This is a genomic window from Cryptosporangium phraense, assembly GCF_006912135.1.
In the GTDB taxonomy this organism is placed as follows: Bacteria; Actinomycetota; Actinomycetes; order Mycobacteriales; family Cryptosporangiaceae; genus Cryptosporangium; species Cryptosporangium phraense.
This window is the reverse complement of the sequence record NZ_VIRS01000002.1, coordinates 21,902-46,103: the sequence shown is the minus strand read 5'-3', so window position 1 is coordinate 46,103 and position 24,202 is coordinate 21,902. Positions and strand designations below refer to the sequence as shown.

The following is a 24,202-nucleotide window of genomic DNA, read 5'->3' as shown; positions in this document are numbered from 1 at the left end:
GACTGTAGGCCTCAGTGGACCCGCGAAACACCCCGTTCACGAACGTATGCGGGCACACACTCCCGTTGTCCTCAGCACTTGCTCGATCACTGTGACGCACATCGCAGCTACGCTACGACGCCGGCGACCGCCGAACCCGCCCGCGCATACACCGGGAACTGGTCGATTTCACACCGAATAGTCGCCCAGCCCGAGCCCGCCGACGCGCCCCAGACCGGCACCCACTCCCCCGGCGGGAACCACACCTCGCGCGTGCCGCCCGGCTCCAGCAGCGGGGCCACCAGCAGGTCCGGCCCGAGCAGGTACTGCAACTCGGCGTCACGGCCGGCCCGGTCACCCGGGTAGGCCAGCACCATCGGCCGCATCATCGGCGACCCGTCGGCCGAGGCCGAGGCGGCCACCGAGACCAGGTACGGCTGCAGCGCCTTGCGGAGCCGGCACGCGGCCACCGCCACCGACCGGGCCGGCTCCGGATACGCGGTCGGCTCGCGCCGGCCGACGCCGTGGAACCGCATGATGGGGCTCAGCGCGCCCCACTGCGCCCAGCGCGCGTACAGCTCCGGTTCCACGTCCGCCTCGACGGCGTCCGGCGTCATCGTCTTACGCAGCTCCAACGCCCGGTCGTAGGACGACGGCGTCCAGTACCCGCCGCTGTCGTGGCTGACGACCGCGAAGCCGGAGAGCGACATCGACAGGCAGGCCCGGAGCGACGACACGAGCCCGGCCCAGGTCGACGGCATGTCGCCGGCCCAGTGCGCCGGGGTGCGCTGCGACCCCGCGGTGCCGGCCCGGAAGATCGGCGCGAAGTCGTCCGGGCGAACCCGGCGCCCGACCTCCCACACGGTCTCGGCGTAGATCAGCCCGTACGAATTGTGGCGGTCCCGGCCTCGTCGCCCGTCGTCGAAGACCGCGTCGGGGGGTACTTCCTCCCCGAAGTCGGACAACAGCGCCGACACGCCTTCCGCGCCGAGCACCTCGGCCAGCCGCCCCTGCCACCACTCCCGGGCCTCCGGATCGGTGAAGTCGACCGGCAGCGTGTCGGGGTTGTCGGCCGCGCCCGCCGGCTCTCCGTCCGGCGTCCGGATCAGGTAGCCCTTCGCCGTCGCCTCGTCCGCGAGTGCCGAGCCCTTGGCCAGGTAGGGGTTGATCCAGACGCTCGTCCGGACGCCCCGCGAAGCCAATTCCGACGTCCATCCGGACGGAAACCGAGTGCGGTTCGGCGCCGAGCTCCAGGCCGCGTCGTCCAGCACCGACTCGGCGAGCCACTCGTCGACGTGCATCACATCGACCGGGCAGTCCGCGGCCCGCAGGTCGTCGGCGACCGCGACCATCTCGGCCGCGGTGAAGTACGACGACCGGCTCATCCAGACGCCGAACGCCCAGTCCGGCAGCGGTCCGGGCCGGCCGGTCAGCTCGGAGTAGCGCCGCAGGATCGTCGGGCCGTCGCCGAGCAGCAGGAACAGGTCGATGCCGGGCCCGTCGACCTCGATCCGGGCCGCCTCGACGTGCTCGGCCCCCAGGTCGGCGTCCACGACTCCGCCGGTGTGCACGAACAGCCCCCACCCGGCGTCCGACCACAGCAGCGGGACGTTGAGGTACGCGCTGTCGCGCCCGGCGTTGCGGTCCTGCTCGGTGTTGCGCAGGTAGCGGTGCCGCCCGCGCAGGTTCGGGCCCTGGTAGCTCTCGCCTCCGCCGTAAACCCGGGCACCCGGGGGTAGGTGCACGGTCTCGACCCAGCCGGCCGGGCGGTCGTCGGTCGCCTCCCTCGCGCCCGCCGCGTACGGCACGGTCGAGGCCGCCGGTTCGGCGAACCGTGCGAACGGGCCGAGACGAAAGTCCTGGCCATCGCGCCAGACGGCGGAAACACCGGGGGCGCGGAGCGCCACCCCGGTGCCCTGGGCGGAGATGTCCACCGGCCGATCGTCGAGATCAGGAAGGAGAATGTCGTCGCAGACGGACGGGTCACCGATCCGGAGCCTCAGCACACCCTCGACGGGTGCGGTCGCGCGGACCGAGACCCGGCGGCCGGAGTCGAGCTCGACCGCCAGGTCCCCACCGGTCAGGACCATCCGCCGGTAGGCATCGAGGGTCACGACTGCGGCGGCTCGTCCTTGCCGGCCTCCTCGAGGCGGTCGGCCTCTTCCTTCGTCTTGTGGACGGCGCCGTCGGCGTGGTCCGGCGGGCCGTAGATCGTGTACAGCACGAGCGGGTTCGGCCCGGTGTTGACGAAGTTGTGCTTGCGTCCGGCCGGGACGACGACCAGGTCACCGGCCGCGATCTTGCGGGTCTGGCCGGAGACGCGGGCCTCGCCGACGCCGCTGACGAACGTGAGGATCTGGTCGTTCTCCTCGTGAACTTCCTCGCCGATCTCGCCGCCCGGCGGGATCGTCATGATGACCAGCTGCGTGTGCTCGCCGGTCCAGAGCACACGACGGAAGTCGGGGCTCTTTTCGGCTTCGGTGGCGATCGTGAAGTGCTCCATGCCGCGCTGGTTTCCCCACCGGGGCCCGGCCTACACAGGATCTCCGTCCAGCGGAAACCGGGCTGGACTTCTCATCGTTGGCCGGTGTGACATGCGGAAACCGACGTCGAAGAAGATGGGGACAAAGATGGGTCTACTAGACAGTGCGGTCTGGGAAGGCAAGATCTACCTCGACGGATGGACCGACGGTGGGGCCGCTCCGGAGGCGTCGGTCGAGCCGGCGACCGGCAAGGAGCTCGGGTTACTCGGGCGGGCCTCGGTCGAGGACGTGCGCCGGGCAGCCGCGTCGGCGGCGGCGGCCCAGAAGGAGTGGGCGGCCCGGCCGTACACCGAGCGGGCGGCCGTGCTGCGCCGGGCCGGCGACCTGTTCCAGCAGCACGCCGAGGAGATCTCGGGCTGGCTGGTCCGCGAGGGCGGGGCGATCCCGGGCCGGGCCGGGTTCGAGATCGAGACCGCGGCTCAGGAGTGCTACGAGGCCGCGGCGCTGGCGTCGACGCCGTTCGGCGAGGTGCTCCGCTCGTCGCAGCCCCGGTTCAGCATGGCCCGGCAGCTGCCGGTGGGGGTCGTCGGCGTGATCGCGCCGTTCAACGTGCCGGTCATCCTGGCGATCCGGGCGGTGGCTCCGGCGCTCGCGCTCGGCAACTCGGTGCTGTTCAAGCCCGACCCGCGGACCGCGGTGTGCGGCGGGGTGTCGATCGTCCGGGTGCTGGAGGAGGCCGGGCTGCCGGCCGGTGTGCTGTCGCTGCTGCCGGGTGGCGTCGACGTGGGCGAGGCCGTGATCACCGACCCGCTGACCCGGGTGATCGCGTTCACCGGATCGACCAGGGCCGGGCGCCGGATCGGCGAGCTGGCCGGTAAGCACCTCAAGCGCGCTCACCTGGAGCTGGGCGGCAACTCGGCGATGATCGTGCTGGACGACGTCGATCCGGCCGAGGTCGTGTCGGCGGCGGCCTGGGGGTCGTTCTTCAACCAGGGTCAGGTCTGCATGACGACCGGACGGCACCTGGTCTCCGACCGCATCGCCGACGAGTACATCGCCGCGCTGGCCGAGCGGGCCGACCACCTGCCGGTCGGTGACCCGGCGACCGAGCAGGTCGCGCTGGGCCCGATCATCGACGTCCGGCAGCGCGACAACATCCACGCCCGGGTCACCGCGAGCGTCGAGCAGGGCGCGCGGCTGGCGGCCGGCGGCACGTACGAGGGGCTGTTCTACCGTCCGACCGTGCTGGCCGACATCCCGACGACCGCGCCGGGCTGGGCCGAGGAGATCTTCGGGCCGGTCGCGCCGGTGCGCCGGTTCTCGACCGTGGACGAGGCGATCGCGCTGGCCGCGGATTCGGAGTACGGGCTGTCGCTGGGGATCATGACCCGGGACGTCGCCCGGGCGCTGGAGATCGCGGCCCAGATTCCGTCCGGGGCCGTGCACATCAACGACCAGACCGTGAACGACGAGGCGACGATCCCGTTCGGCGGGGTCGGCGAGTCGGGTACGGGTTCGCGCCACGGTGGGGCGCGGGCGAACCTCGAGGCGTTCACCGAGACCCAGTGGGTCACGCTGCGATCGACGCCGGCGCAGTACCCGTTCTGAGGTCCGATCTCCGGCGCGGGCGCGACACACGCACCCGCGCCGGAGAAAGGCCGTGCGATCCGGTGGAGATAGCTACTCCCGAGTAAGGATTGTGGCAGGGTGGCCGCGTGAAGGTTGAGCGGCGGCTACTGGCCGGTTGGGGCGCCACCGCCCCGACCGCGGCGGACGTGGTGTCCCCGACCTCGATCGACGAGGTCGCGAAGGCCGTCGGGGACGCCCCGAAACGCGGGGTGCTGCCTCGCGGGCTGGGCCGCAGCTACGGCGACGCGGCCCAGAACGCCGGCGGGCTCGTCGTCGACCTCACCCGCTGCACCGCGGTGCGGTCGTTCGACGTGGAACGGGGCCACATCACGGTCGAGGCCGGGCTGAGCCTGCACACGCTGATGCGCCAGGTGCTGCCGTTCGGGTGGTTCGTCCCGGTCACCCCGGGCACCCGGTACGTCACGGTCGGCGGGGCGGTCGCGGCCGACATCCACGGCAAGAACCACCACGTCGAAGGCTCGTTCGCCCAGCACGTGATCAACCTGGATCTGCTGCTCGCGTCGGGCGAGACCGTCTCGGTCGGCCCCGGGGACGACGTCTTCTGGGCCACCGCGGGCGGGATGGGGCTGACCGGCATCGTGGTGGCGGCCACGATCCGGCTGCTCCCGGTCGAGACCAGCCTGATGTCGGTCGACACCGAGCGGGCCGCGAACGTCGACGCGCTGATCGACCGGCTGGCCGCGACCGACGACGCCTACCGCTACTCGGTCGCCTGGATCGACCTGCTGGCCCGCGGGCCCCGGATGGGCCGGGCGGTGATCACCCGCGGCGACCACGCCCGGCGCGACCAGCTCCCGCCGCGGAAGGACCCGTTCGCGTTCGGGCCGCGCCCGCTGGCGTCGGTGCCGCCGGGCGTCGTCCCACCGGGGTTGCTGAACAAGGCGACGGTGGCCGCGTTCAACGAGGTCTGGTACCGCAAGGCGGTCACCCGGCGGGGCCAGCTCCAGTCGATCTCGGCGTTCTTCCACCCGCTCGACCTGGTCGAACGTTGGAACCGCATCTACGGCCGGCCCGGGCTGGTCCAGTACCAGTTCGTGGTCCCGTACGGCGCCGAGGACGTCGTCCGCACCGCGGTCGACCGGCTGAGCGCGGCCGGTTCGCCGGCGTTCCTGGCCGTGTTGAAGCGGTTCGGCGCCGGCAGCCCGGGCCACCTGTCGTTCCCGTCCCCGGGCTGGACGCTCGCGCTCGATCTGCCGGCGAACATGGCCGGGCTCGCGCGCCTGCTCGACGGGCTCGACGAACTGGTCGTGTCGGCCGGTGGCCGGATCTACCTGGCCAAGGACTCCCGGCTGCGGCCGGAACTGATGCCCGCGATGTACCCGCGGCTGGACGAGTGGCGGGCCGTGCGCTCCCGCCTCGACCCGGCCGGCGTCTTCGCGTCCGATCTGTCGAGGAGGCTGGAGCTGTGATCAACGCCCTGGGGTCGCCGCAGTCGTTGCTGCTGCTCGGCGGCACCTCGGAGATCGGGCTGACCCTGGCCCGCAAGCTGGTCGCCGACCGCTGCCGCCGCGTCGTGCTCGCCGGGCGTCCGTCGCCTTCGTTGGACGCGGCCGCCGACGAGCTGCGCGCGCTGGGCGCCGGGGTCGAGGTGGTCCCGTTCGACGCGACCGACCCGTCGGCCCATCCGGACGTCGTCGACAAAGCCTTCGTGGACGACGTCGATCTCGCCGTTCTGGCCTTCGGAGTGCTGGGTGAGCAGACGCTCGCCGAGCGCGATCCGGCGCACGCGGTGGAGATCGCCACCACGAACTACGTCGGCGGGCTCTCGACGCTGGTGCCGGTGTCGCAGGCCATGCAGCGGCAGGGGCACGGGGCGATCGTGGTCCTGTCGTCGGTGGCCGGCGAACGGCCGCGCAAGTCGAACTTCGCCTACGGCTCGTCGAAGGCCGGGTTGGACGCGTTCGCGACCGGGCTCGGCGACGTCCTGCGCGGGACGGGCGTCCACCTGCTGGTCGTGCGGCCCGGGTTCGTCCGGACGAAGATGACCGCCGGCCTGGAGCCCGCACCGCTCTCGACGACGCCGGAGCAGGTCGCCGACGCGATCGTGTCGGGGTTGCGTCGCCACCGGGAGACGATCTGGGTGCCCGGCACGCTGCGGTTCGTGATGAGCGCGCTGCGCCACGTGCCCCGGCCGATCTTCCGCAAACTCCCGATCTGACCCACCCATCGACTTACCATCGCGAAATGGCAACGTTGCCGGCGAAGGAGTTCGCGTGAGCGAGACGGTAGCCGCTTCCGAGGCGGTACCGGCCGCGCCGCCGGCAGTGGTCGCGGCCGGGGCCGGACACTTAGGACTCCCGGCTCGCGGCCGGGCGTTCGCCCAGTCGCTGCGGCCCCGGCAGTGGATCAAGAACGTGCTGGTCTTCGCCGCGCCGCTGGCGGCGGGCCAGCTCTGGCACCTGCCGGTCCTGGTCGACGCGCTGGTGGCGCTCGGGTGCTTCGTGGCCGCGTCGGCCGGTGGGTACCTGATCAACGACGCGCGGGACGTCGAGCGCGACCGGGCGCATCCGAGCAAGCGTCGGCGGCCGATCGCCCGCGGGGACGTGCCGCTGCCGCTGGCCTACGCGGCCGGCGTGGTGCTGCTGGCCGGGTCGGTGGTGGTGCCCGCGCTCACCGGGTACGGCAACCTGGCGATCTGCGTCGGGGTGTACGTGACCTGCACGACGCTGTACTCGAACTGGCTCAAGCACGAGCCGGTCGTGGATCTGGCGCTGGTCGCGTCGGGGTTCCTGCTGCGGTCGATGGCCGGTGGGCTGGCCGCGGACCTGCCGTTGTCGCGGTGGTTCCTGATCGTGGCCGCGTTCGGGAGCCTGTTCATGGTGGCCGGGAAGCGGTACTCGGAGATCGTGACGCTCGGGGACGACCAGGGCACGCGTCCGTCGTTGCGTGAGTACTCGGCGAGTTACCTGCGGTTCGTGTGGAGTACGTCGGCGGGCGTGGTGATCGCGGCGTACTGCCTGTGGGCGTTCGAGGTGGCGGACGAGCGGGCCGGGGTCACGTCGGCGCCGTGGACGTCGCTGTCTATCGCGCCGCTGGTGCTCGGGCTGCTGAAATACGCCCGGGACGTCGATCGTGGACACACCGGTGAGCCGGAGGAAATCGTGTTACGGGACAAGATGCTGCTGGCACTCGGTGGGGTGTGGCTGGTGCTCTTCGGTTTGGGTGTGCTGCATGTCTGATCGGACGGGTGCCGACCGGGAGTCGGCGGGGACGGCCGACGAGTGGGCCGGGCCTCGGGAGGCGCCGTCGTGGGCGGCGTCCGAGCAGGCGCGGTACGCGATGGGGCCGCCGATCAGTCAGCCGTCGGCCGAGCCGTGGTGGGAGAGTCCGACGTCGGGCGAGCCGCCCGCGGGCCCGGCCCCCCACCCGTTCCGGAGCCGTCCGACCCCGGCCGCCCGGGTCCCGGCCGAACCGGAAGCCGCTCCGGAGCAGCCTCCGGCGCCCACGCCCGAGCCTCCGCCGGCCGCAAACGAAGCGGCCCCGGCCCCGGCCCCGGCCCCGGCCCCGGTCGAGGATGCCGCGCCGAGCGCGGTGGCCGTGGCCGCGCCTCCGAAGCCGGAGCAGAAGCCGGACCCGGTACGGGAGACCGAGCACCCGGCCGGACCGCCGGCGCCGGAGGCGGCGCCCCTGGCACGGGACGACGACGCGGTGCGCGGGGCGCGTGGGCCGGAGCACCCGGCGCCCGAGCCGACCGGGGCGGCCGCACCGGATGACCGGGATGCCGTCGGCGGTCCGGCGGTGGCGCCGGTCAGCTCTCGGTTCGTCGACGTGGCCGCGGTCACGCTCATCCTCACCGAGCTGCTCATCCGAGCCTGGGCCGCCTGGGGCGGCTACTTCTCCCTCGACGACTTCACGTTCGCCCGCCTGGCCGCCGAAAAAGGCCTCACCCCCGACCTCCTCTTCACCCCCTACAACTCCCACTTCATGCCCGGCGCCTACCTCCTGGTCTGGGTCGAGACGACGATCGCCCCGCTCGACTACCGGGTGGTCGCCGGCGTCGACCTGGCGCTGATCGCGATCAGCTTCGCGCTGATCTGGCTGCTCATCCGGCGCCTGGCCGGCCCCCGCCTGGCCGCGCTGATCCCGCTGGCGATCGTGCTGTTCAGCCCGATCACCCTGCCCGCCACCCTCTGGTGGGCGGTCTCGATCAACCAGCTCGCGATGCTCATCGCGATCCCGGCCGCGCTCCTCGCCCAGCTCTCCTACGTCCGCACCGGCCGGAAATTCTCCGGCGCGCTCGCGGTCGTCGTCACCGCGCTCGCGCTCCCGTTCTACGAGAAGGCCGCGCTGCTCGTCCCGCTGGTCTTCGTCTTCACGGTGATCCTGCAGCCGCACGCGGACCTCCCCGACCGCCTGAAGTCGGCGCTGCTGCGCCACCGGGCGCAGTGGATCAGCTTCGTGCTCCTCGGCCTGGTCTACGCCGGCATCTACGTCACCCGACCGCTCGACAAGCGCTCGGACTCGGCCGTGGACCTCGGCGGTCTGCTCGGCAACGCGGCCACGAACTCGGTGCCGAGCGGCCTGCTCGGCGGCCCCTGGTCGTGGAAGGCGATCGGCGCGGTCGACGCCAGCGCGAACCCACCGCTGGCGCTCCGGCTCGTCGCCTGCGCGATCATCCTCGCGGTCATCGCGCTGACCGTGTACCGGCGTCCGCTCGCCTACCAGGCCTGGATCCTGCTCGGCGGGATGCTGCTGTTCGACGTCCTGGTGCTCGCGGTCGGGCGTCTGCAGCTGGGGTCGGGTGCGGCGATGGAGTTCCGGTACTTCACCGACCTCGCGCCGGTCGCGGCGATCGCGTTGACGCTGGCGATGTTCGGGCCCCCGGAGTGGGCCACCACCTGGCCCCAGCGGGCCGGCATCGAGTGGCCCCCGGTGCTCGGCGGCACCCGGCTCAACCTCGCGAACCCCAACGCGGTCGTGCTCCCGCTGGTCGTCGCGCTGTTCGTGAGCAGCCTGGTCTCGACCGTGAAGTACAGCAACCGCTGGCACGAGAACCCGGCCAAGGGCTACGTCACCAACGCCGAGAAGTCGATCCTGGCGATGGGACGACCGGTCGACCTCTACAACGGCGCGGTGCCGGAGAAGGTCGCCTGGGGCGTGCTGAACCCGACGAACTTCCCGTCCCGGCTGATGGCCCCGCTCGACCTCCCGATCAACCCCGATCCGGACGTCAGCAAGGACCTGTACGTGCTCGACCAGACCGGGCAGCTCACGCACGCGGTGGTCACGTCGGCGAAGGCTCCGCCCGGCAACGTCAAGAACTGCGGTTACCGGATCAGCGGGAAGCGCGTGCCGGTCTTCCTCGACAAGGTGCTGTTCAACTGGTGGTGGTACGCCGAGCTGCACTACACCGCGAAGCAGACCACCCCGGCCGTCTTCAACTCGGCGAACACCCTGGGCCGCCAGATCACGTTCGAGCAGGGCGAACACGTGCTCTGGGTCAAGGTGAAGGGCCCGGCCGGCTGGATCACGTTCGACAACGTCCCGAAGAGCGCAGGCGTCTGCCTCACCGCCGCGTCGGTCGGAGTGGCCAACCCCGGCGAGCCGGTCTCACCGAGCGGCAACTAGCCGGGGCTCCAGCCACTTCCAGAGGAGTTTCCCGCCCTCGGTGGTGAGGTGGACGCCGTCGGTGCGTAGTTGCACGCCGTCGAGTTGCTCGGTGAAGCCGTTCTTGCACAGGAACGGGTTCGGATCGATGACCGCCACCTTGCCCCCGAACGTCGCCGCGGCCTTCTTCGCCGCGGTGTTCGTGGCGACGACCCGCTGCGGGTCGTTGATCACCGGCGGGTACCGTCCGGCGGCGAACATCGTCGCGGCCGGCAGCCCCGGGTCCGACACCGAGTGGCAGTGGTTGAGCACCACCAGCGCCCGCGGCGAGTACTTCAGGATCTCGCGCAGCACCTGCACGTAGTCCGCGGTCGTGACCCGCATCCACTCGGCCGAAGTATAGGGCACGGTCCGCCCCCCGATCCACCGGTCGTACTGCTCCCACGTCCCCGAGAACAGCACGCCCACCGTCGGCTGGGCCGCCTCGATCTCCATCTCGCGCTGGGCGGCCCAGTCCGTGCAGAGCGGCTCCTCGGGTGAGACCGGCTTGCCCTCGATGGCCGCGGTGTACGGCACCACCCCGCACCCGAACCGGGTCGCGATGCTCAGCGTCACGTCGGGGCCCGGGTCGTCGCGTACCGCGGCGAACAGGCTGAGCGTGTTCGAGTCCCCGACCAGCAGGACCTTGTTGGCCCCCGACCCGCCGGAGGCCGGGTCCTGGGCCACGTTGGCCAGCGACGACACGGAGTCGGCCGACTTCTCCTTCACCCCGGCTACGCCGGGAACCGCCACGCCGACCAGCGCCGCCACCAGCGCCAGCACCGCGATGGGCGCCGCCACCTGCGGCGACGCCAGCGAGTTCGGTGGTGCCCCGATCCGTAGTGGACGTTCGACGATGAGGAAGCTGGCGACGGACACCAGCCCGGTCAACGCGATCCGGACGACGAGCAGCGGGAGGCCGTCGATGCCGGTGCGAGCCGGGTTGAGCAGCAGGTAGATCGGCCAGTGCCAGAGGTAGATCCCGTAGGAGAGCACGCCGACGGCCACCAGCGGCGGCCAGGCCAGCACCGCCCGGGGCGAGTACCGGCCGGTCCCGACCACCGACGCCACCAGCAGCGCGCTGATCAGCGCGACGAGCAGGAACCCGCCCCGGTACATCCGGGGGTCGGCCTGGGCGGTGACCACGAACGCCACCAGCAGCGCGGCGAACGCGAACCAGCCCAGCACGCCCACGATCGCGTTGTCGACCAGCCGGCGCCCCACCGGCGACGCGAACACGCAGGCCAGCGTCGCTCCGACGAGAAGCCCCTGCAGCCGGGCGTCCGTACCGTAGTAGGCGCGGGAACCGTCGGACGTGGAGAGGACCGCGGCCATGACCGCGGCGGACGCGACCGCGCCCACGGCGAGGAGCCAGCCCAGCGCGCGCCGCCCCAGCGGCGTCCGAAAAAGGATCAGCAAGACCAACGGGAGCAGCACGTACCACTGTTCTTCGATCGCCAGTGACCACGTGTGCTGGAACGGGGACGGGTCCTCGAACGCCTGGGCGTAGGACTCGCCCTGGGCGACGAACCACCAGTTCGAGACGTAGAACAGGACGGCGAGCGCGTCACCGCGGGTACCGGACGGCCACTCGACGCCGAGCATCGGGAACAGCACCAGGACCGAGCCGACCATCAGCGCGAGCGCGGGCAGCAGGCGACGCGCGCGGCGGATCCAGAAGTTCCTCAGGTGCAGGGTGCCGGTGCGGTCGTGCTCGACGAGCAGCAGCGACGTGATCAGGTAGCCGGAGAGGACGAAGAAGACGTCGACGCCGAGGAACCCGCCGTCGAAGAGTTCGACGCCCCCGTGATACAGCAGGATCGCGATGACCGAGAGCGCGCGGATCCCGTCGAGGGCCGGGCTGTACGAGCCGCCACCTCTCGGACGGCTGAACAGCTGTCCCTCGGGGATCGAACTTCTGGGGGTGTCGAGCGGCCCGACGGCCGTCGGGGTCGGCGTCTCGTCGGCGATGGCTAAGTCCGTCTGCTGCTCCGCATGCCCGGCCACGGCGGTGATTCTGCCATTACTCGCCGGTAAGGATGGGCAAGAATCCGGGGAAAATTGCGACCCCCAACCGTCGGGCACGTGGCTGGTTTCCAAGGAGCAGACTGTCACCGTGGAATCGACTGAAACGCCGCAACCAGCAGAAACGGACAGACCCGAGTCAACGGATAGTAACGACCCATATCGGTGGCTCGAAGACGTCACCGGGGACGGCCCCCTCGAGTGGGCCCGGCAGCACAACACGCGGACGCTCGCCGACTACGGCGACTCGCCCCGGTTCACCGAGATCCAGACCGAGATCCGCGAGGTCTTGGACGCCGAGACGCGGATCCCGTACGTGACCCGCCGCGGCGAATACCTCTACAACTTCTGGCAGGACGCGGCGAACCCGCGCGGCCTCTGGCGCCGGACGACGCTCGAGCAGTACCGCAACGACAAACCCGACTGGGACGTCCTGATCGACGTCGACGCGCTGGCCCGGGACGAGGACCAGAACTGGGTGTGGCACGGGGCGTCGTTCCTCGCGCCGAGTTACCGGAAGTGCCTGATCTCGCTCTCGGTCGGCGGCTCGGACGCGGACGTGACCCGGGAGTTCGACCCGGTCGCCAAGGCGTTCGTGCCGGACGGGTTCACGCTGCCCGAGGCGAAGAGCAGCGTCGGCTGGATCGACGAGGACACGCTCTACGTCGGCACCGACTTCGGCGTGGGCTCGATGACTGATTCCGGCTACCCGCGACTGGTCAAACGTTGGACCCGAGGAACGCCCCTCGAAGAGGCCGTCACGGTCTTCGAGGGTGAGTCGTCCGACGTGTCCGTGTCGGCGTTCCGGGACCCACTGTCCGGTCTGGACTTCGTCTACCGGAGCATCGACTTCTACCACCGCAAGCGGTACCTGCTGACCGGCGACGACCCGGTGCCGGTGGACGTCCCGGACGACGCCGAGATCAGCGTGCACGCCGGGCACCTCCTGGTCGAGCTGCGCACGTCGTGGGAGGCCTACACCGCGGGGTCGCTGCTGGTCATCGACTTCGAGCGGTTCCGCGCGGGCCACCGCGAGTTCGACGTGCTGTTCGCGCCCGACGACCGGTCGGCGCTGCTGTCGTACTCCTGGACCGAACACGCGCTGCTGCTCAGCTCGCTGGTCGACGTCCGCCCGAGCCTGGACGTGCTGCAGCCAGGCCCGTCCGGCTGGACGCGGACGCCGTCGGCGTCGATCCCGGAGTGGAGCACGGTCCGGGTGGCCTCGACCGACCGCTACCACGGCGACGAGTACCTGCTCGCGGTCGACGGCTTCCTGACCCCGCCGTCGCTGCACCGGTACGTGGCCGGGAGCCCGGAGTCGGGCGAGGTGCTCAAGCGGTCGCCGGCCCGGTTCGATGCGGCGGGCATGTCGGTGGCGCAGCACTTCGCTGTGTCGGCCGATGGCACCCGAATTCCGTATTTCGTCGTCGGGCCGGTTCGCGATGAGCCCCTGCCAACGCTGCTCACCGGGTACGGCGGGTTCGAGATCCCGATGGTGCCCGGGTACGACGGCGGGCTGGGCCGGGCCTGGCTGGCCCGCGGAGGCGTGTACGTGGTGGCGAACATCCGGGGCGGCGGCGAGTACGGCCCGCGCTGGCACCAGGCCGCGCTGAAGGAGAAGCGTCCGCGGGCCTACGAGGACTTCGCCGCGGTCGCCGAGGACCTGGCGTCCCGCGGGATCACGACGGCCGGGCAGCTCGGCGTCACCGGCGGGAGCAACGGCGGGCTGCTGACCGGCAACATGTACACCCAGTACCCGCAGCTGTTCGGCGCGGTCGTCATCCAGGTGCCGCTGCTGGACATGCGCCGCTACCACACGCTGCTGGCCGGAGCCTCGTGGATGGCCGAGTACGGCGATCCGGACGACCCGGCGCAGTGGGAGTTCATCCAGACGTTCTCCCCGTACCACCTGCTCGCGCGGGAGCGGCCGTATCCGCCGCTGCTGGTCACGACGTCGACCCGGGACGACCGGGTGCATCCCGGGCACGCGCGGAAGTTCGTGGCCCGGTTGGAGCAGCTCGGGTATCCCGTCGACTACTACGAGAACATCGAGGGCGGCCACGGCGGAGCGAGCAACAACGAGCAGCGGGCGTTCATGCGGGCGCTGTCGTTCGCTTTTCTCTGGGACCGGTTGGGGTGACGTTCCCCGGGGCGCGCTCTGGCGCGCCCCGGGGATGGTCAGGCGAGCTGCGGCGCGACCTGCTCGGCGACCAGGGCCAGGTGGTCCAGGTCGCTGAGGTCGAGGAACTGCAGGTAGGCCCGCTCGGCGCCGACCTCGGCGTACTGGCGCAGCTTCGCTGCGACCTCGTCCGGCGTCCCGCAGGCGCCGTTCTGCTTGAGCTCCTCGACGTCCCGGCCGACGGCCGCGGCCCGGCGGGCGACCTCGGCGTCGTCCTTACCGCAGACGACGATCTGCGCGGCCGAGAACACCAGCTCCTTCGGGTCGCGACCGGCCTGCTCGCAGGCCTCCCGGACGACGTCGAACTGGGCCTTGACCGCCTCGACCGAGTCGAACGGGACGTTGAACTCGTCGGCGTACTTCACGGTGAGCGCCGGCGTCCGCTTCTTGCCCTTACCGCCGATGACGATCGGCGGGCGCGAGCTCTGGGCCGGCTTCGGCAGGGCCGGCGAGTCGACGATCTGGTAGTGCTTGCCGTCGAACGAGTAGGTCTCGCCCTCGGGCGTGCCCCACAGGCCGGTGATGATCTCGAGCTGCTCCTCGAGCCGGTCGAAACGCTCGCCGACCGGCGGGAACGGGAGCGCGTAGGCCTTGTGCTCGGCCTCGAACCAGCCGGCGCCGAGGCCGAAGTCGACCCGGCCGCCGCTCATCCGGTCGACCTGCGCGACCGCGACCGCCAGCGGACCCGGGTAGCGGAACGTCGCCGAGGTCACGAGCGTGCCCAGCCGGATCCGGGAGGTCTCCCGGGCGATCGCGCCGAGCGTGATCCAGGTGTCGGTGGGGCCGGGCAGCCCGTCGACGCCACCCATCGCCAGATAGTGGTCGGAACGGAAGAAGGCCTCGTAGCCGAGGTCCTCGGCGGTCTTGGCGACCGCGAGGAGCGTCTCGTAGTCGGCACCCTGCTGGGGCTCAGTGAATACGCGCAACTTCATGCTCGCCATACTCACACGGGGGGTTTGGACCCTCCCCGGCGCACCAGGTAGGTGTCCATGATCCAGCCCTTGGCCTCGCGCAGCCGGGCGCGCTTCTCGGTGACGTGGGGCAGGATCTCGTCGAGCGGGCCGGCGATCAGGACCTCGTCGGCGGTGCCCAGGTAGGCGCCCCAGTAGAGGTCGGCGCCCTGGCCGCGGAACCGTTCGCAGGCCAGGTGCGCGTCGAGCATCACGACGACGTCGGTGTCTTCGTCGTGGTGGCCGGCCGCGACCCGGCGGCCGGTGGTGATCTGGACGGCCCCCGCGGTGCGGGTGAGCGTGATCCGGTGGCGGGCGGCGAGCAGTTGCACGCTGCTGATGCCCGGGAGGACGTCGTACTTGAGCGGCACCTGGCCCCGGGCGACGATCGTGTCGAGCATCGTGATCGTGCCGTCGTAGAGCGCCGGGTCGCCCCAGACCAGGAGCCCCGCGGTCCCCTTCTCGCCGACCTCGGTGCGCAGCGCGTGCTCGACCGCCATCGACCGGGCGTCCCGCCAGGCCTCGACGGCGCCTTCGTAGTTGGCCGCGGTGCGGTCGCGGGGTGGGTCGGCGATCAGCGCGATGCGGTAGGTGTCCAGGTAGCGCTCCAGGATCGCCTGCCGGGCGGCGGTCAGCTCGGCGGTCGTCTCACCCTTGTCGAGGACCAGGAACACTTCGACGCTGCGGAGCGCCTTGACCGCTTCGACGGTGAGCAGCCCCGGATCGCCCGCCCCGACGCCGATGACCCGAATGTGTCGCACGCCGAGAAGGCTACGGCGTGAGCGCGGCCACACAGGCGGCGACGGCGGGGTCAGCGGAGTGCGCAATCGCCGCACAGGCCGCCGTGCGGGACGCGGTAGAAGAGGCAGCAGCTCCGCCGCTGTAAATCGGGCCCGGCCAGGGTGCCTCGCAAGGGGCCGCGTTCGAGCAGGTCGCGGGCGCTGTCCCAGCCCCGGGCGGTGTTCAGTACCCGTACGGTGCCGACCAGCGCTGAGGCCGCATTGCCCCACAGGAGTGCGGTGGGCAGCCGAACGCGCTGCTGGGTGGCGTCCACCAGCGGGAGCAGGTGCTGATCGACGACCGTGCGGAAGACGCCGTCGGCGGTGGCTTCGACCGGCTCGAGGCCGAGCGTGAGCGAGCCGTTCGCGGACCGCCACCACAGCCGGTCGGGGGCCAGATCGGGCACGACCCCGGCGATCGACAAGGGTCCGAGCGTCAGCGACCAGAGGCGCGCCGCGAACCCCTGGAACAGGATCGACGCCCCGATCCGTGGCTCGGGAGCCCCGATCGCGGCCGTGACCTCGTCGATCAGCCGGTCGAGGGCGTCGGAGTCGGGGTCGTGAAGATCGCTGACCGGCCGGCCGGCGCCGGACCCGAGCGCGAAGTAGCCCCCGAGCTTCCCGGCCTCCCGGAGCGCCCCGACCACGTCCACGCCCCGACGCTACCTGCTCGACACGCCGTGAGGTCGCTAGTCAGTCGTCCGACTGACTAGCCAGCTACCTTGTCAGTGAGATGACTGACTCAGCGAACAAGCGGGCCAAGCTGGTCGGCGGCGCGGCCGAGATGCTCTATCGGCAAGGCGTCGAGGCCACCACGCTCGCGCACGTCGCCGAGGCGTCCGGCGTGCCGGTCGGCAACATCTACTACTACTTCAAGACCAAGGACGACCTGGTCCGGGCCGTGATCGCGGCCCAGCTGGACCAGGTCGGCGAGATGCTCACCGCGCTCGACGGCCGCTCCACTCACCCGGCCCAGCGCCTCACCGGTCTGCTGCGCCGCTGGGACGACATGAGCGACGTCGTCGCCCGCTTCGGCTGCCCGCTCGGCAGCCTGGTCTCCGAGCTCGGCCGTCGCGACGACGGCCTGGACGCGGAAGCGACCGGCCCGATCGCGCGCATCCTCGACTGGGCCGAGCAGCAGTTCGCCGCGCTCGACTCGCCCCAGCCGCGCGCCGACGCGGTGGCGCTGTTCGCCGGTATACAAGGCGGCGCGGTACTCGCCAACGCGCTGCGCGACCCCGACGTGATGAGGGCCCAGGTCCGCCGGCTCGAGCGAACCCTCAGCGAGCCGCGTTCTTGAGGAACTGATCGCGGGTCTGCGTCGGATCACCGCTGAAGTAGCCCGACCGCACGTGCCGGCGAATGCCCTCGTCGTCGGTGGCCCGCGCGGCCGAGTGCCACAGATAGGCGTCGTGCAGGATGACGTCGCCGGGGTCGGCGTAGACGCCGATCTCGCCCGGGACCTTCTCGAAGCCGAGCGGCATCGGGAACGGCGGCGGTTCGTCGGTGTACCCGCCGGCCGGCTTCGCGTCCGCCGGCACCTCGACGTTGTTGACGTTCCGGTAGGGCGCGGGCGTCGCCCACCGATGACTCCCGGGGACGACGCGCAGGAAGCCGTTGGCCGGGCTGGTGCCGTCGAGGTGGAACGTGAACGCGGTGGACGGCCAGATGTCGAGGCTCGGCGACGCCTGCCAGTCGGAGTGCCAGCCGATCCGGGTGTAGCCGGACTCCTTGCCCGGGCGGGCGTCCTGGTAGACGATGCCCTGCTTGCCCGGGCCGGCCAGCCAGGCGTCCGCCCCGATCAGCCGGTGGATGATCGCGACCAGGGCCGGGTCGGTGGCGGCGGCCAGCACCGCGGGCGAGACCTCCTGCACCTGCTGGACGTAGTTGACGAAGCGCTCGATCTTGCTGGCGTCGTCGAGGTACTGGGCGGCGCCGTACCGCTCGGGTAACTCACCGGACAGCACCCGACGCTGGGCGTCGGCGCACTCGATCTCCATCGCGGCCATCAACTCGTCGGAGAAGAGACCGCGCAGGAGCACGAACCCGGCCTGCCGGTAGGAGGCCTCGATCGCGTCGAGCCCGTCGCCGGGAGTGAACACCGATTCGTCCATGCGCCCCACGGTAGGCGCTGGTCATTTCTCAAACGTTAAGCGCCTGTGCGAACGATCAAAGAACGCTGAGAAACTGAGCATTCGCTGCGCGCGTTACGCAGTTTTCTCACAATCTTCTCCCGATCGGCCGACCGAGCCTATGAGCGTCCTATGGGCTTGGCAGGAATTGCCTTTGGCGACGACTGGATCGCGTCATTCCGTGGAACCGTTGCCCCCGTGAACAAGAACTCCAACGCCGTTCGCGGCGCGCTCGTCGTCGTCGCCGCCCTGGCTCTGGCCGTGCTGTTCTACCAGTTCGCGCACGACATCCGGATGTCGCTCTTCATCTTCCTGGTGTCTTTGTTCGCGGGCAGCATGTTCACGATGATCAGCATCGTGACCCGGGAGAACTGACCTGTTCGCCTGCTCCCCGGACGGAATGGGATGATGACCACCCTGAGTACTTCCGTCCGTCCGAGGAGCGCCATGGCCGAACACGAGGCCGCGGCCCCCGAGGCCCGTCTGCTGATCGTCGACGACGAACCGAACATCGTCGAACTGCTCGACACCAGCCTCAGCTACGCCGGCTTCGAGGTCCGCACCGCGACGAGCGGGCGAGCGGCCGTGGCCGCGACCAGCGAGTTCACCCCGGACCTGATCGTCCTGGACGTGATGCTGCCGGACATGGACGGCTTCGAGGTGCTGCGCCTGCTGCGCGGCTCGGGCACCCGCATCCCGGTCCTGTTCCTCACCGCCCGCGACGGCACCGACGACAAGATCAGCGGCCTGACGCTCGGCGCCGACGATTACGTCACGAAACCGTTCAGCCTCGGTGAGGTGCTCGCCCGGGTCCGCGCGGTGCTGCGCCGGGTCGCCGAGGTCCCGACCGCGTCCACCGTGCCCGAACGGATCTCCGACGCCTCGGCGCGCTCGGCGTTCGCCGACATCGAGGTCGACCGCGAGACCCACGAGGTGTGGAAAGCCGGCAAGCAGGTCACGCTCTCCCCCACCGAATTCCGGCTGCTCCAGTATTTCCTCGACAACCCCGGAAAGGCGTTGTCGAAGGCCACGATTCTCGACCACGTCTGGCATTACGATTTCGGGCGCGACTCCAACATCGTCGAGTCGTACGTGTCGTATTTGCGGAAAAAGGTCGACACCACCGAGCCCCGCTTGATCCACACGATCCGGGGCGTCGGTTACGCGCTGAGGGTCCCTCGCTCTTGAGTCGGCCCAGGCGCCTGCTCGGCGCGCTCAAGGCCGCGCCCGATCTGCTGCCGCTCGGCGTCAAGCTGGTGGCCGCGCTGGTCGTGCTGCTGTCGATCGCGCTGCTCGTCACCGGGGTGACCGGCACGGTCGCGCTCCGCGGTTACCTGATCGAGCGCCTCGACCACCAGATCCGGGGCATGGCCGGCCGGTACTCGCGCGATCTCCCCGAGACGTCCAGCAACAGCTCGACCAGCAACGACTCGACCAGCTCCTACGTCCGCTACCAGCCGCCGACCGGCCGGCCGGTCGTCCGGTTGAGCCGGCCCGCCGGCAGCGACCAGTCCGCCCCCGACCTGCCGACGCTCGACGCGTCGACGGTCGGCCGCCTCGACGAGACCACGTTCACCGTCGGTTCGGTGAGCGGCGGACGTCAGTGGCGGGTGCTCGTCCGCGAGCTCGACGACGGCCGGGGGACGTTGGTCATCGCGATCAGCTTCGACAACATCGACGCGACCGTCACCCGGCTCGTCGGCATCGACGCCGGCACCGGCGTGGTGACGCTGCTGGCGCTGGTCGGGCTGGGCTGGGCGATGGTCCGCTCCAGCCTGCGCCGGCTCCGCGAGGTCGAGACCGTCGCCGAGGCGATCGCCGGCGGCGACCTGAGCCAGCGCGTCCCGCCCGGCGGGGCCCGCACCGAGGTGGGACGCCTGGCGACCGCGCTGAACTCGATGCTCGAACAGATCGAGACCGCGTTCGCGGCCCGGGAGGCGTCCGAGGCCAGTGCCCGGGCGTCCGAGGAGCGGATGCGCCGGTTCGTCGCGGACGCCAGCCACGAACTGCGCACTCCCCTGACGTCGATCCGGGGCTTCTCCGAGCTCTACCGCCAGGGCGCGGTACCCGACGACCGGGAGGCGGTCGACCGGGTGATGCAGAAGATCGAGGCCGAGGCGCTCCGGATGGGGCTGCTCGTCGACGACCTCATGCTGCTGGCCCGGCTCGACCAGCAGCGTCCGATCGAGGCCCGGCCGGTCGACGTGCTGCGGCTGGCCATCGAGGCGGTCGAAGGCGCGCGGATCGTCGCGCCCACCCACCCGATCACGCTGCGCGTCGACAGCGAGGTACCGCTCACCGTCATCGGCGACGGGCCACGGCTGCGCCAGGTGCTCGACAACCTGATCTCCAACGCGACGATCCACACCCCGGACGGGACGCCGGTCGAGGTCCGGCTCGGCGTCGATCGGCGCGATGCCGTGGTCGCGGTGTCCGACCAGGGGCCGGGGCTCACTCCCGAGCAGGCCGAACGGGTCTTCGAGCGGTTCTACCGCACGGACCCGGCCCGGAGCCGGGCCCACGGCGGCTCGGGCCTCGGCCTGTCGATCGTCGCCGCGCTGGTCGCCGCGCACGGCGGCACGGTCCGGGTCGAGACGGCACCGGGCGAGGGCGCCACGTTCCGCGTCCGCGTGCCGCTGGAGCACCCCGGGCAACGGGTCAGCCCGGAGCAGACCCCGGCCGGGACGGACGCGGGACACCCCACGGCGGCGCGCTAAGTTCGTCGCATGCGGGAGGACGACCTGCGCCTGCTGCGCGCCCACGAGCCGGTGCTGCGGTTCACCCGCGGCGAGTACTTCTTTCCGGTCTCGGTCGAGAACTACGTCGCCCGGGCGAGCCTCTGGCGCACCGAACCGGGCGCCGATCCGGCCGAGGAGATCGCCACCGGCGGGCTGTCGATCGACAAGCTGGCCGAGGTCGCCGGGGCCGAGCAGGGGCTGCGGCTGTCGTTGTCGGGCATCGCCGACACCGCGCCGGGCCTCGCCGCCGCCCACATCCCGCTCCGCGAGCGGCCGGCGCACCTGGCCCGGGCCAGCCGGTTGGCGTCGGTCGGGCTCGCGGCCCGGCTGATCGACACCGGCAACCGGGCGTCGCTGCTGTTCCGGGGCAGCGTCCCGGGTGGCAGCGCGGCCCGCTCGTTCCTGCTCCAGCGCGACCACCTGCGTCCGGATCAACCCACCTACTACGGCCGGGTGCTGCGCGACGACCCGTGGATCGTCTGCCAGTACTGGTTCTTCTACAGCTTCAACAACTGGCGGTCGGCGTTCGGCGGCGTCAACGAGCACGAGGCCGACTGGGAGCAGGTCACGATCTACCTCGATGCCACCGACGAGTCCCCTCGCTGGGTGGTCTATGCAGCCCACGACGAAACCGGCGACGACCTGCGGCGACGCTGGGACGACCCGGATCTCACGGTGATCGACGGTCGTCACCCGGTCGTCTTCGTCGGCGCGGGGTCGCACTCCGGTGCCTACCTGCCCGGGGACTACCTGATCACGGTGCGTCCGCCGAAGCTGGGTGGGGTGGTGGCCGCGCTCCGGTGGTCGGCTCAGCTCGTCGCGCCCTGGTCGGCGAAGGACCGCCAGACCGTCGGGATCCCGTACGTCGACTACGCCCGCGGCGACGGCCGGGCCATCGGGCCCGGGGAACCCGAGGCCTGGAACCCGGTGGTGATCGACGAGCAGACCGGCTGGGTCCGGGACTACCGAGGTCTGTGGGGACGGGACACCCGCGACCGCCTCGGCGGTGAACGCGGTCCGGCCGGCCCCCGCTACGCCCGGGACGGGAGCGTGCGGCCGTCGTGGGGCGATCCGGTCGACTGGGCCGGGCTGGCCAAGGTCGCGCCGAACCCGACCGCGGCTCGGGCCCTGGTCGAGATCCGGGCCCGGCGCAACGCCGACCGGCTGGCCGAGCTCGACCAGGAGATCGGTGACCTGCGCAGCGACCTGGCCATCGCCGCAGCCGGGCTGCCGGCCGAGGCACCGGAGGTGACCGCGTTGACCGGGCAGGAGCGGAAGCTGCTCGGGCTGCAGATGGAGCGGACCCGGCTCGCCGACGAGCAGTCCCGGATCGACCCGAACCGGCCGCTCGCCGTGCAGAACCCGCACGCGCACCTGCGTCACCGGCGGATGCCGATGGAGCCGATCGGGCGATTCAGTTCGTGGTGGGCGGTGCTCAGCACGCCGCTGATCCTGGGGGCGGTGGCCGCGCTGCTCTGGCCGTTCGGCCACGCCGGCCCGGGGATCGCGATCGTCGGTCTGCTGTTGCTGCTGGCGATCGAAGGGCTGGCCCGGGGCAAGTTCCTGGCCGTGATGCTGCGGTTGCTGCTCGGCGCGATGGCGATCGTCGTGCTGGTCGTGCTCTGGATCGACGGCCGCTACGTCGTGACGTTCGCGTTCCTGGCCGCGGCCGTGCTCGTCCTGCTGGTGAACCTCCGGGAGTCCACTAGGCGTTGAGCCACGGGACCGTCACGACGAACGACGTGTCGGAGCGGTAGGCGGTGGAGCCGTCTTCCGGGTCGATGCCGAGTTCGTCGCCGCGGACGTGCAGCAGCCGGTCGGGGTAGTTGTGCGAGCGGAACGCGACCGAACCCGCGACCGCGCCGGCCCGGGCGCAGAACGTCGTGTCCTCCAGGAAGATCGCCGAGCCGTCGTTGGCGTCGACCCGGACGCGGAACTGGAAGTGGCGCAGGTAGCGGCCGGTGCTGTCGCGGAACGAGTAGCAGGTCCGGTCGGCCAGGCCGGGGACGAGCGTGAACGTCGCCTGCAGCTTGGCCGGGTCGGAGTTCGACGGGCCGACCTGGGTGACGACGGCCTTCCCTCCGATCGCCCGGATGTACGCGCCGGGGCGGGTGGCCGCGCGTACCGAGTGCCGTCCGAGGAGCGACGGCAGTGGTGGGGCCGGTCGCGGGCTCGCGGCTGCGCGCGGCCGCGCGCTCGGGTTCGCGCTCGGGTTCGCGCTCGCCGTCGGGCTTCCGGTCGCGGAGGCCGTCGCCGTCGGCGACGGTACTGACGCAGATACGGACGCGGACGCCGACGCGCGCTCGCTGCCGACCGTGAGCGTGGACGGCTTCGGGTCGTCACCGCCGCGGGCGTAGGAGAGCAGGCTCGCGGCCAGCGCCGCCCCGGCGACCGCGGCCGCCACGATCCGCACCCCGGCCATCGCCCGCCGCCGGGTCTCCGGCCGACGGGTCCAGCCTCCGCCTCCCCCGGGCTTCGGACCGACCCGGACGAGCTCCGCGCCCGGCGACGTCACCCGATCCACTAACCAGGCCGGCGGCGGCACCAGCGGGAACCCGCGCAGCAGCCGATCGGCCGGGATCAGGTCCGACGTCCGGTCCTGGCAGACCGCGCAGTCCCGGGCGTGCCGCGCGATCAGCCGACGGCACCGGTCCGACGGCCGCCCGTCCCAGCGGGCCAGCACGCCGGCCAGCCCGAGACAGCGCGGGGTCACGCCCAGCGCCCGCACCACGGTCCGGGCGTCCTCGAACCGGGCCTCGATCTGCTGCACGGCCGCCGTCGCCGCGACCGGCGAGACGCCCAGCCCGGCCGCGAGCTCGCGCCGGGCGACCTTCCGGCCGACCTCCAGCCACCACAGCGACAGCACCTCGCGCTCGTCCTCGGCGATCCACCGGGTCGCCTCGACGGCTTCCCGCCGTTGGTCGGAAAGCTCGGGCTGAGCGAGTGCCTGGTCGATGAACCCCGCCCGCCCGTCCGGCGCGCGGCCGGCCGACCGCGCCGCCCGGGCCGCGGCGACGACGAGCCGGGAGCGGTAATCCGCCGGCTCGCCGGACGGCTCGACCTCGGCGACGGCCCGGCGCAGCGTCTCCACGGTCAGTGGTATCGAGTCGACGGCCCGTCCGACGAGGTTGAACAGGAGCGGCAGGTGCGGTTCGAGACGGTCGCCCGCAGCGCCCGCGGGGGCGCCCGCGGTACCCCGGAGGGCAGCTGCGGAGCCCGGGAGGGCGGAGAAGTCGGACGATCCGGTCGGATGCAAGGCTCAGCCCCGTTCGTAGCAGCGACCTCACTAGCAACGGAAGGCACTTCCTAGCTAACTGAAGTCACCGGAGCGTCGCAGCAGAATCCGGAAACTGTCCGATCTAGACCGCGGACGCGCGGAGCAACTCCGCGGTGGCGCTCCCGGCCGGGATCGTGAGCGACCGGCTCGACCTCGCCCACCTCGTCGACGACGACGAACGCGCCGTCGCACAGGTGCGCGCACGGTCATCGACGGTCAGCGACGCCCGGCCCAGCGCGGTGCTGCGCCCCACCAGCGGGAGGTCTGGCCGCTCGGTGCTGGGCCGGTCGGCCATTGCGCGCGCGGCGGCGCGGCCGAGACCCCGGGTCGGGTTGGTGACGAGGACGGTTCCGGTAGTGGTCGTGGCTCGAGAAGCGGCCGGTGCCGATCGGCTGGGCAGTGGTCCGGTTTTCGGAGGACCGCC

General features: G+C 71.7%; 19 protein-coding genes. 11 read left to right on the top strand and 8 right to left on the bottom strand.

What is annotated here, in order from left to right; translation table 11 throughout:
• Nucleotides 1-107: 107 nt before the first annotated feature.
• Nucleotides 108-2,093, bottom strand: a complete 1,986-nt coding sequence (locus FL583_RS02515) for a glycoside hydrolase family 31 protein (RefSeq protein WP_142702814.1) — start codon at nt 2,091-2,093, stop codon at nt 108-110.
• Nucleotides 2,090-2,482 carry a cupin domain-containing protein gene (locus FL583_RS02510; RefSeq protein ID WP_142702813.1) on the bottom strand — a complete coding sequence of 131 codons (393 nt, stop codon included), beginning with the start codon at nt 2,480-2,482 and terminating at the stop codon, nt 2,090-2,092. Before FL583_RS02510 ends, FL583_RS02515 begins: the two co-directional genes overlap by 4 nt.
• 127 nt (nt 2,483-2,609) lie before the next feature.
• Here FL583_RS02510 and FL583_RS02505 point away from each other — a divergent pair, with 127 nt between their 5' ends.
• The 5 genes from FL583_RS02505 to FL583_RS02485 all read left to right on the top strand — a co-directional run bounded on the left by FL583_RS02505 (nt 2,610) and on the right by FL583_RS02485 (nt 9,680).
• Nucleotides 2,610-4,070 carry a benzaldehyde dehydrogenase gene (locus FL583_RS02505; RefSeq protein ID WP_142702812.1) on the top strand — a complete coding sequence of 487 codons (1,461 nt, stop codon included), beginning with the start codon at nt 2,610-2,612 and terminating at the stop codon, nt 4,068-4,070.
• 107 nt (nt 4,071-4,177) lie between these two features.
• Complete coding sequence (locus FL583_RS02500) at nt 4,178-5,521, top strand: decaprenylphosphoryl-beta-D-ribose oxidase (protein WP_205751797.1); 1,344 nt, start codon at nt 4,178-4,180, stop codon at nt 5,519-5,521.
• Entirely contained in the window at nt 5,518-6,270 is a 753-nt protein-coding gene (locus tag FL583_RS02495) for a decaprenylphospho-beta-D-erythro-pentofuranosid-2-ulose 2-reductase (protein WP_142702810.1), read from the top strand. The genes FL583_RS02500 and FL583_RS02495 overlap by 4 nt, the downstream gene beginning before the upstream one ends.
• Before the next feature lie 55 nt (nt 6,271-6,325).
• On the top strand, nt 6,326-7,291 hold the full coding sequence (locus FL583_RS02490) for a decaprenyl-phosphate phosphoribosyltransferase (RefSeq protein WP_240746553.1): 966 nt from the start codon (nt 6,326-6,328) through the stop codon (nt 7,289-7,291).
• Complete coding sequence (locus FL583_RS02485; RefSeq protein ID WP_142702809.1) at nt 7,284-9,680, top strand: COX15/CtaA family protein; 2,397 nt, start codon at nt 7,284-7,286, stop codon at nt 9,678-9,680. Before FL583_RS02490 ends, FL583_RS02485 begins: the two co-directional genes overlap by 8 nt.
• Here the strand turns inward: FL583_RS02485 and FL583_RS02480 are convergent.
• On the bottom strand, nt 9,663-11,705 hold the full coding sequence (locus FL583_RS02480) for an acyltransferase family protein (protein WP_170323448.1): 2,043 nt from the start codon (nt 11,703-11,705) through the stop codon (nt 9,663-9,665). The genes FL583_RS02485 and FL583_RS02480 overlap by 18 nt on opposite strands.
• Nucleotides 11,706-11,814: 109 nt before the next feature.
• On the opposite strand from FL583_RS02480, the gene FL583_RS02475 reads away from it, so the two are divergent.
• Nucleotides 11,815-13,863, top strand: a complete 2,049-nt coding sequence (locus tag FL583_RS02475; RefSeq protein ID WP_240746552.1) for a prolyl oligopeptidase family serine peptidase — start codon at nt 11,815-11,817, stop codon at nt 13,861-13,863.
• Nucleotides 13,864-13,901: 38 nt separating this feature from the next.
• Here the strand turns inward: FL583_RS02475 and FL583_RS02470 are convergent, their stop codons facing one another.
• From FL583_RS02470 to FL583_RS02460, 3 genes are read right to left on the bottom strand one after another with little or no spacing between them, the layout of a single operon-like run.
• Nucleotides 13,902-14,834, bottom strand: a complete 933-nt coding sequence (locus FL583_RS02470; RefSeq protein ID WP_170323447.1) for an LLM class F420-dependent oxidoreductase — start codon at nt 14,832-14,834, stop codon at nt 13,902-13,904.
• Nucleotides 14,835-14,845: 11 nt separating this feature from the next.
• Complete coding sequence (cobF, locus tag FL583_RS02465; RefSeq protein ID WP_142702805.1) at nt 14,846-15,613, bottom strand: precorrin-6A synthase (deacetylating); 768 nt, start codon at nt 15,611-15,613, stop codon at nt 14,846-14,848.
• 50 nt (nt 15,614-15,663) lie between these two features.
• A complete protein-coding gene (locus FL583_RS02460; RefSeq protein WP_142702804.1) occupies nt 15,664-16,284 on the bottom strand; it encodes a (2Fe-2S)-binding protein in 621 nt (206 codons plus the stop codon).
• An 80-nt stretch (nt 16,285-16,364) separates the two neighbouring features.
• Here FL583_RS02460 and FL583_RS02455 point away from each other — a divergent pair, with 80 nt between their 5' ends.
• Nucleotides 16,365-16,931, top strand: a complete 567-nt coding sequence (locus FL583_RS02455) for a TetR/AcrR family transcriptional regulator (RefSeq protein ID WP_142702803.1) — start codon at nt 16,365-16,367, stop codon at nt 16,929-16,931.
• Here the strand turns inward: FL583_RS02455 and FL583_RS02450 are convergent.
• Nucleotides 16,912-17,745, bottom strand: a complete 834-nt coding sequence (locus FL583_RS02450) for a phytanoyl-CoA dioxygenase family protein (RefSeq protein WP_142702802.1) — start codon at nt 17,743-17,745, stop codon at nt 16,912-16,914. The two genes, FL583_RS02455 and FL583_RS02450, sit on opposite strands and share 20 nt — an antisense overlap.
• Nucleotides 17,746-17,961: 216 nt before the next feature.
• Between FL583_RS02450 and FL583_RS39895 the strand changes: the two genes are divergently transcribed.
• The 4 genes from FL583_RS39895 to FL583_RS02435 all read left to right on the top strand — a co-directional run bounded on the left by FL583_RS39895 (nt 17,962) and on the right by FL583_RS02435 (nt 22,217).
• A complete protein-coding gene (locus FL583_RS39895) occupies nt 17,962-18,138 on the top strand; it encodes a hypothetical protein (RefSeq protein ID WP_170323446.1) in 177 nt (58 codons plus the stop codon).
• Between the two features lie 72 nt (nt 18,139-18,210).
• Entirely contained in the window at nt 18,211-18,951 is a 741-nt protein-coding gene (locus FL583_RS02445; protein WP_142702801.1) for a response regulator transcription factor, read from the top strand.
• Complete coding sequence (locus FL583_RS02440; RefSeq protein WP_205751796.1) at nt 18,948-20,480, top strand: sensor histidine kinase; 1,533 nt, start codon at nt 18,948-18,950, stop codon at nt 20,478-20,480. Before FL583_RS02445 ends, FL583_RS02440 begins: the two co-directional genes overlap by 4 nt.
• Before the next feature lie 9 nt (nt 20,481-20,489).
• On the top strand, nt 20,490-22,217 hold the full coding sequence (locus tag FL583_RS02435) for a hypothetical protein (protein WP_142702800.1): 1,728 nt from the start codon (nt 20,490-20,492) through the stop codon (nt 22,215-22,217).
• Here the strand turns inward: FL583_RS02435 and FL583_RS02430 are convergent.
• Nucleotides 22,207-23,757, bottom strand: coding sequence for an AbfB domain-containing protein (locus tag FL583_RS02430; protein WP_142702799.1), 1,551 nt, complete (start codon nt 23,755-23,757; stop codon nt 22,207-22,209). The two genes, FL583_RS02435 and FL583_RS02430, sit on opposite strands and share 11 nt — an antisense overlap.
• Between the last annotated feature and the right edge of the window lie 445 nt (nt 23,758-24,202).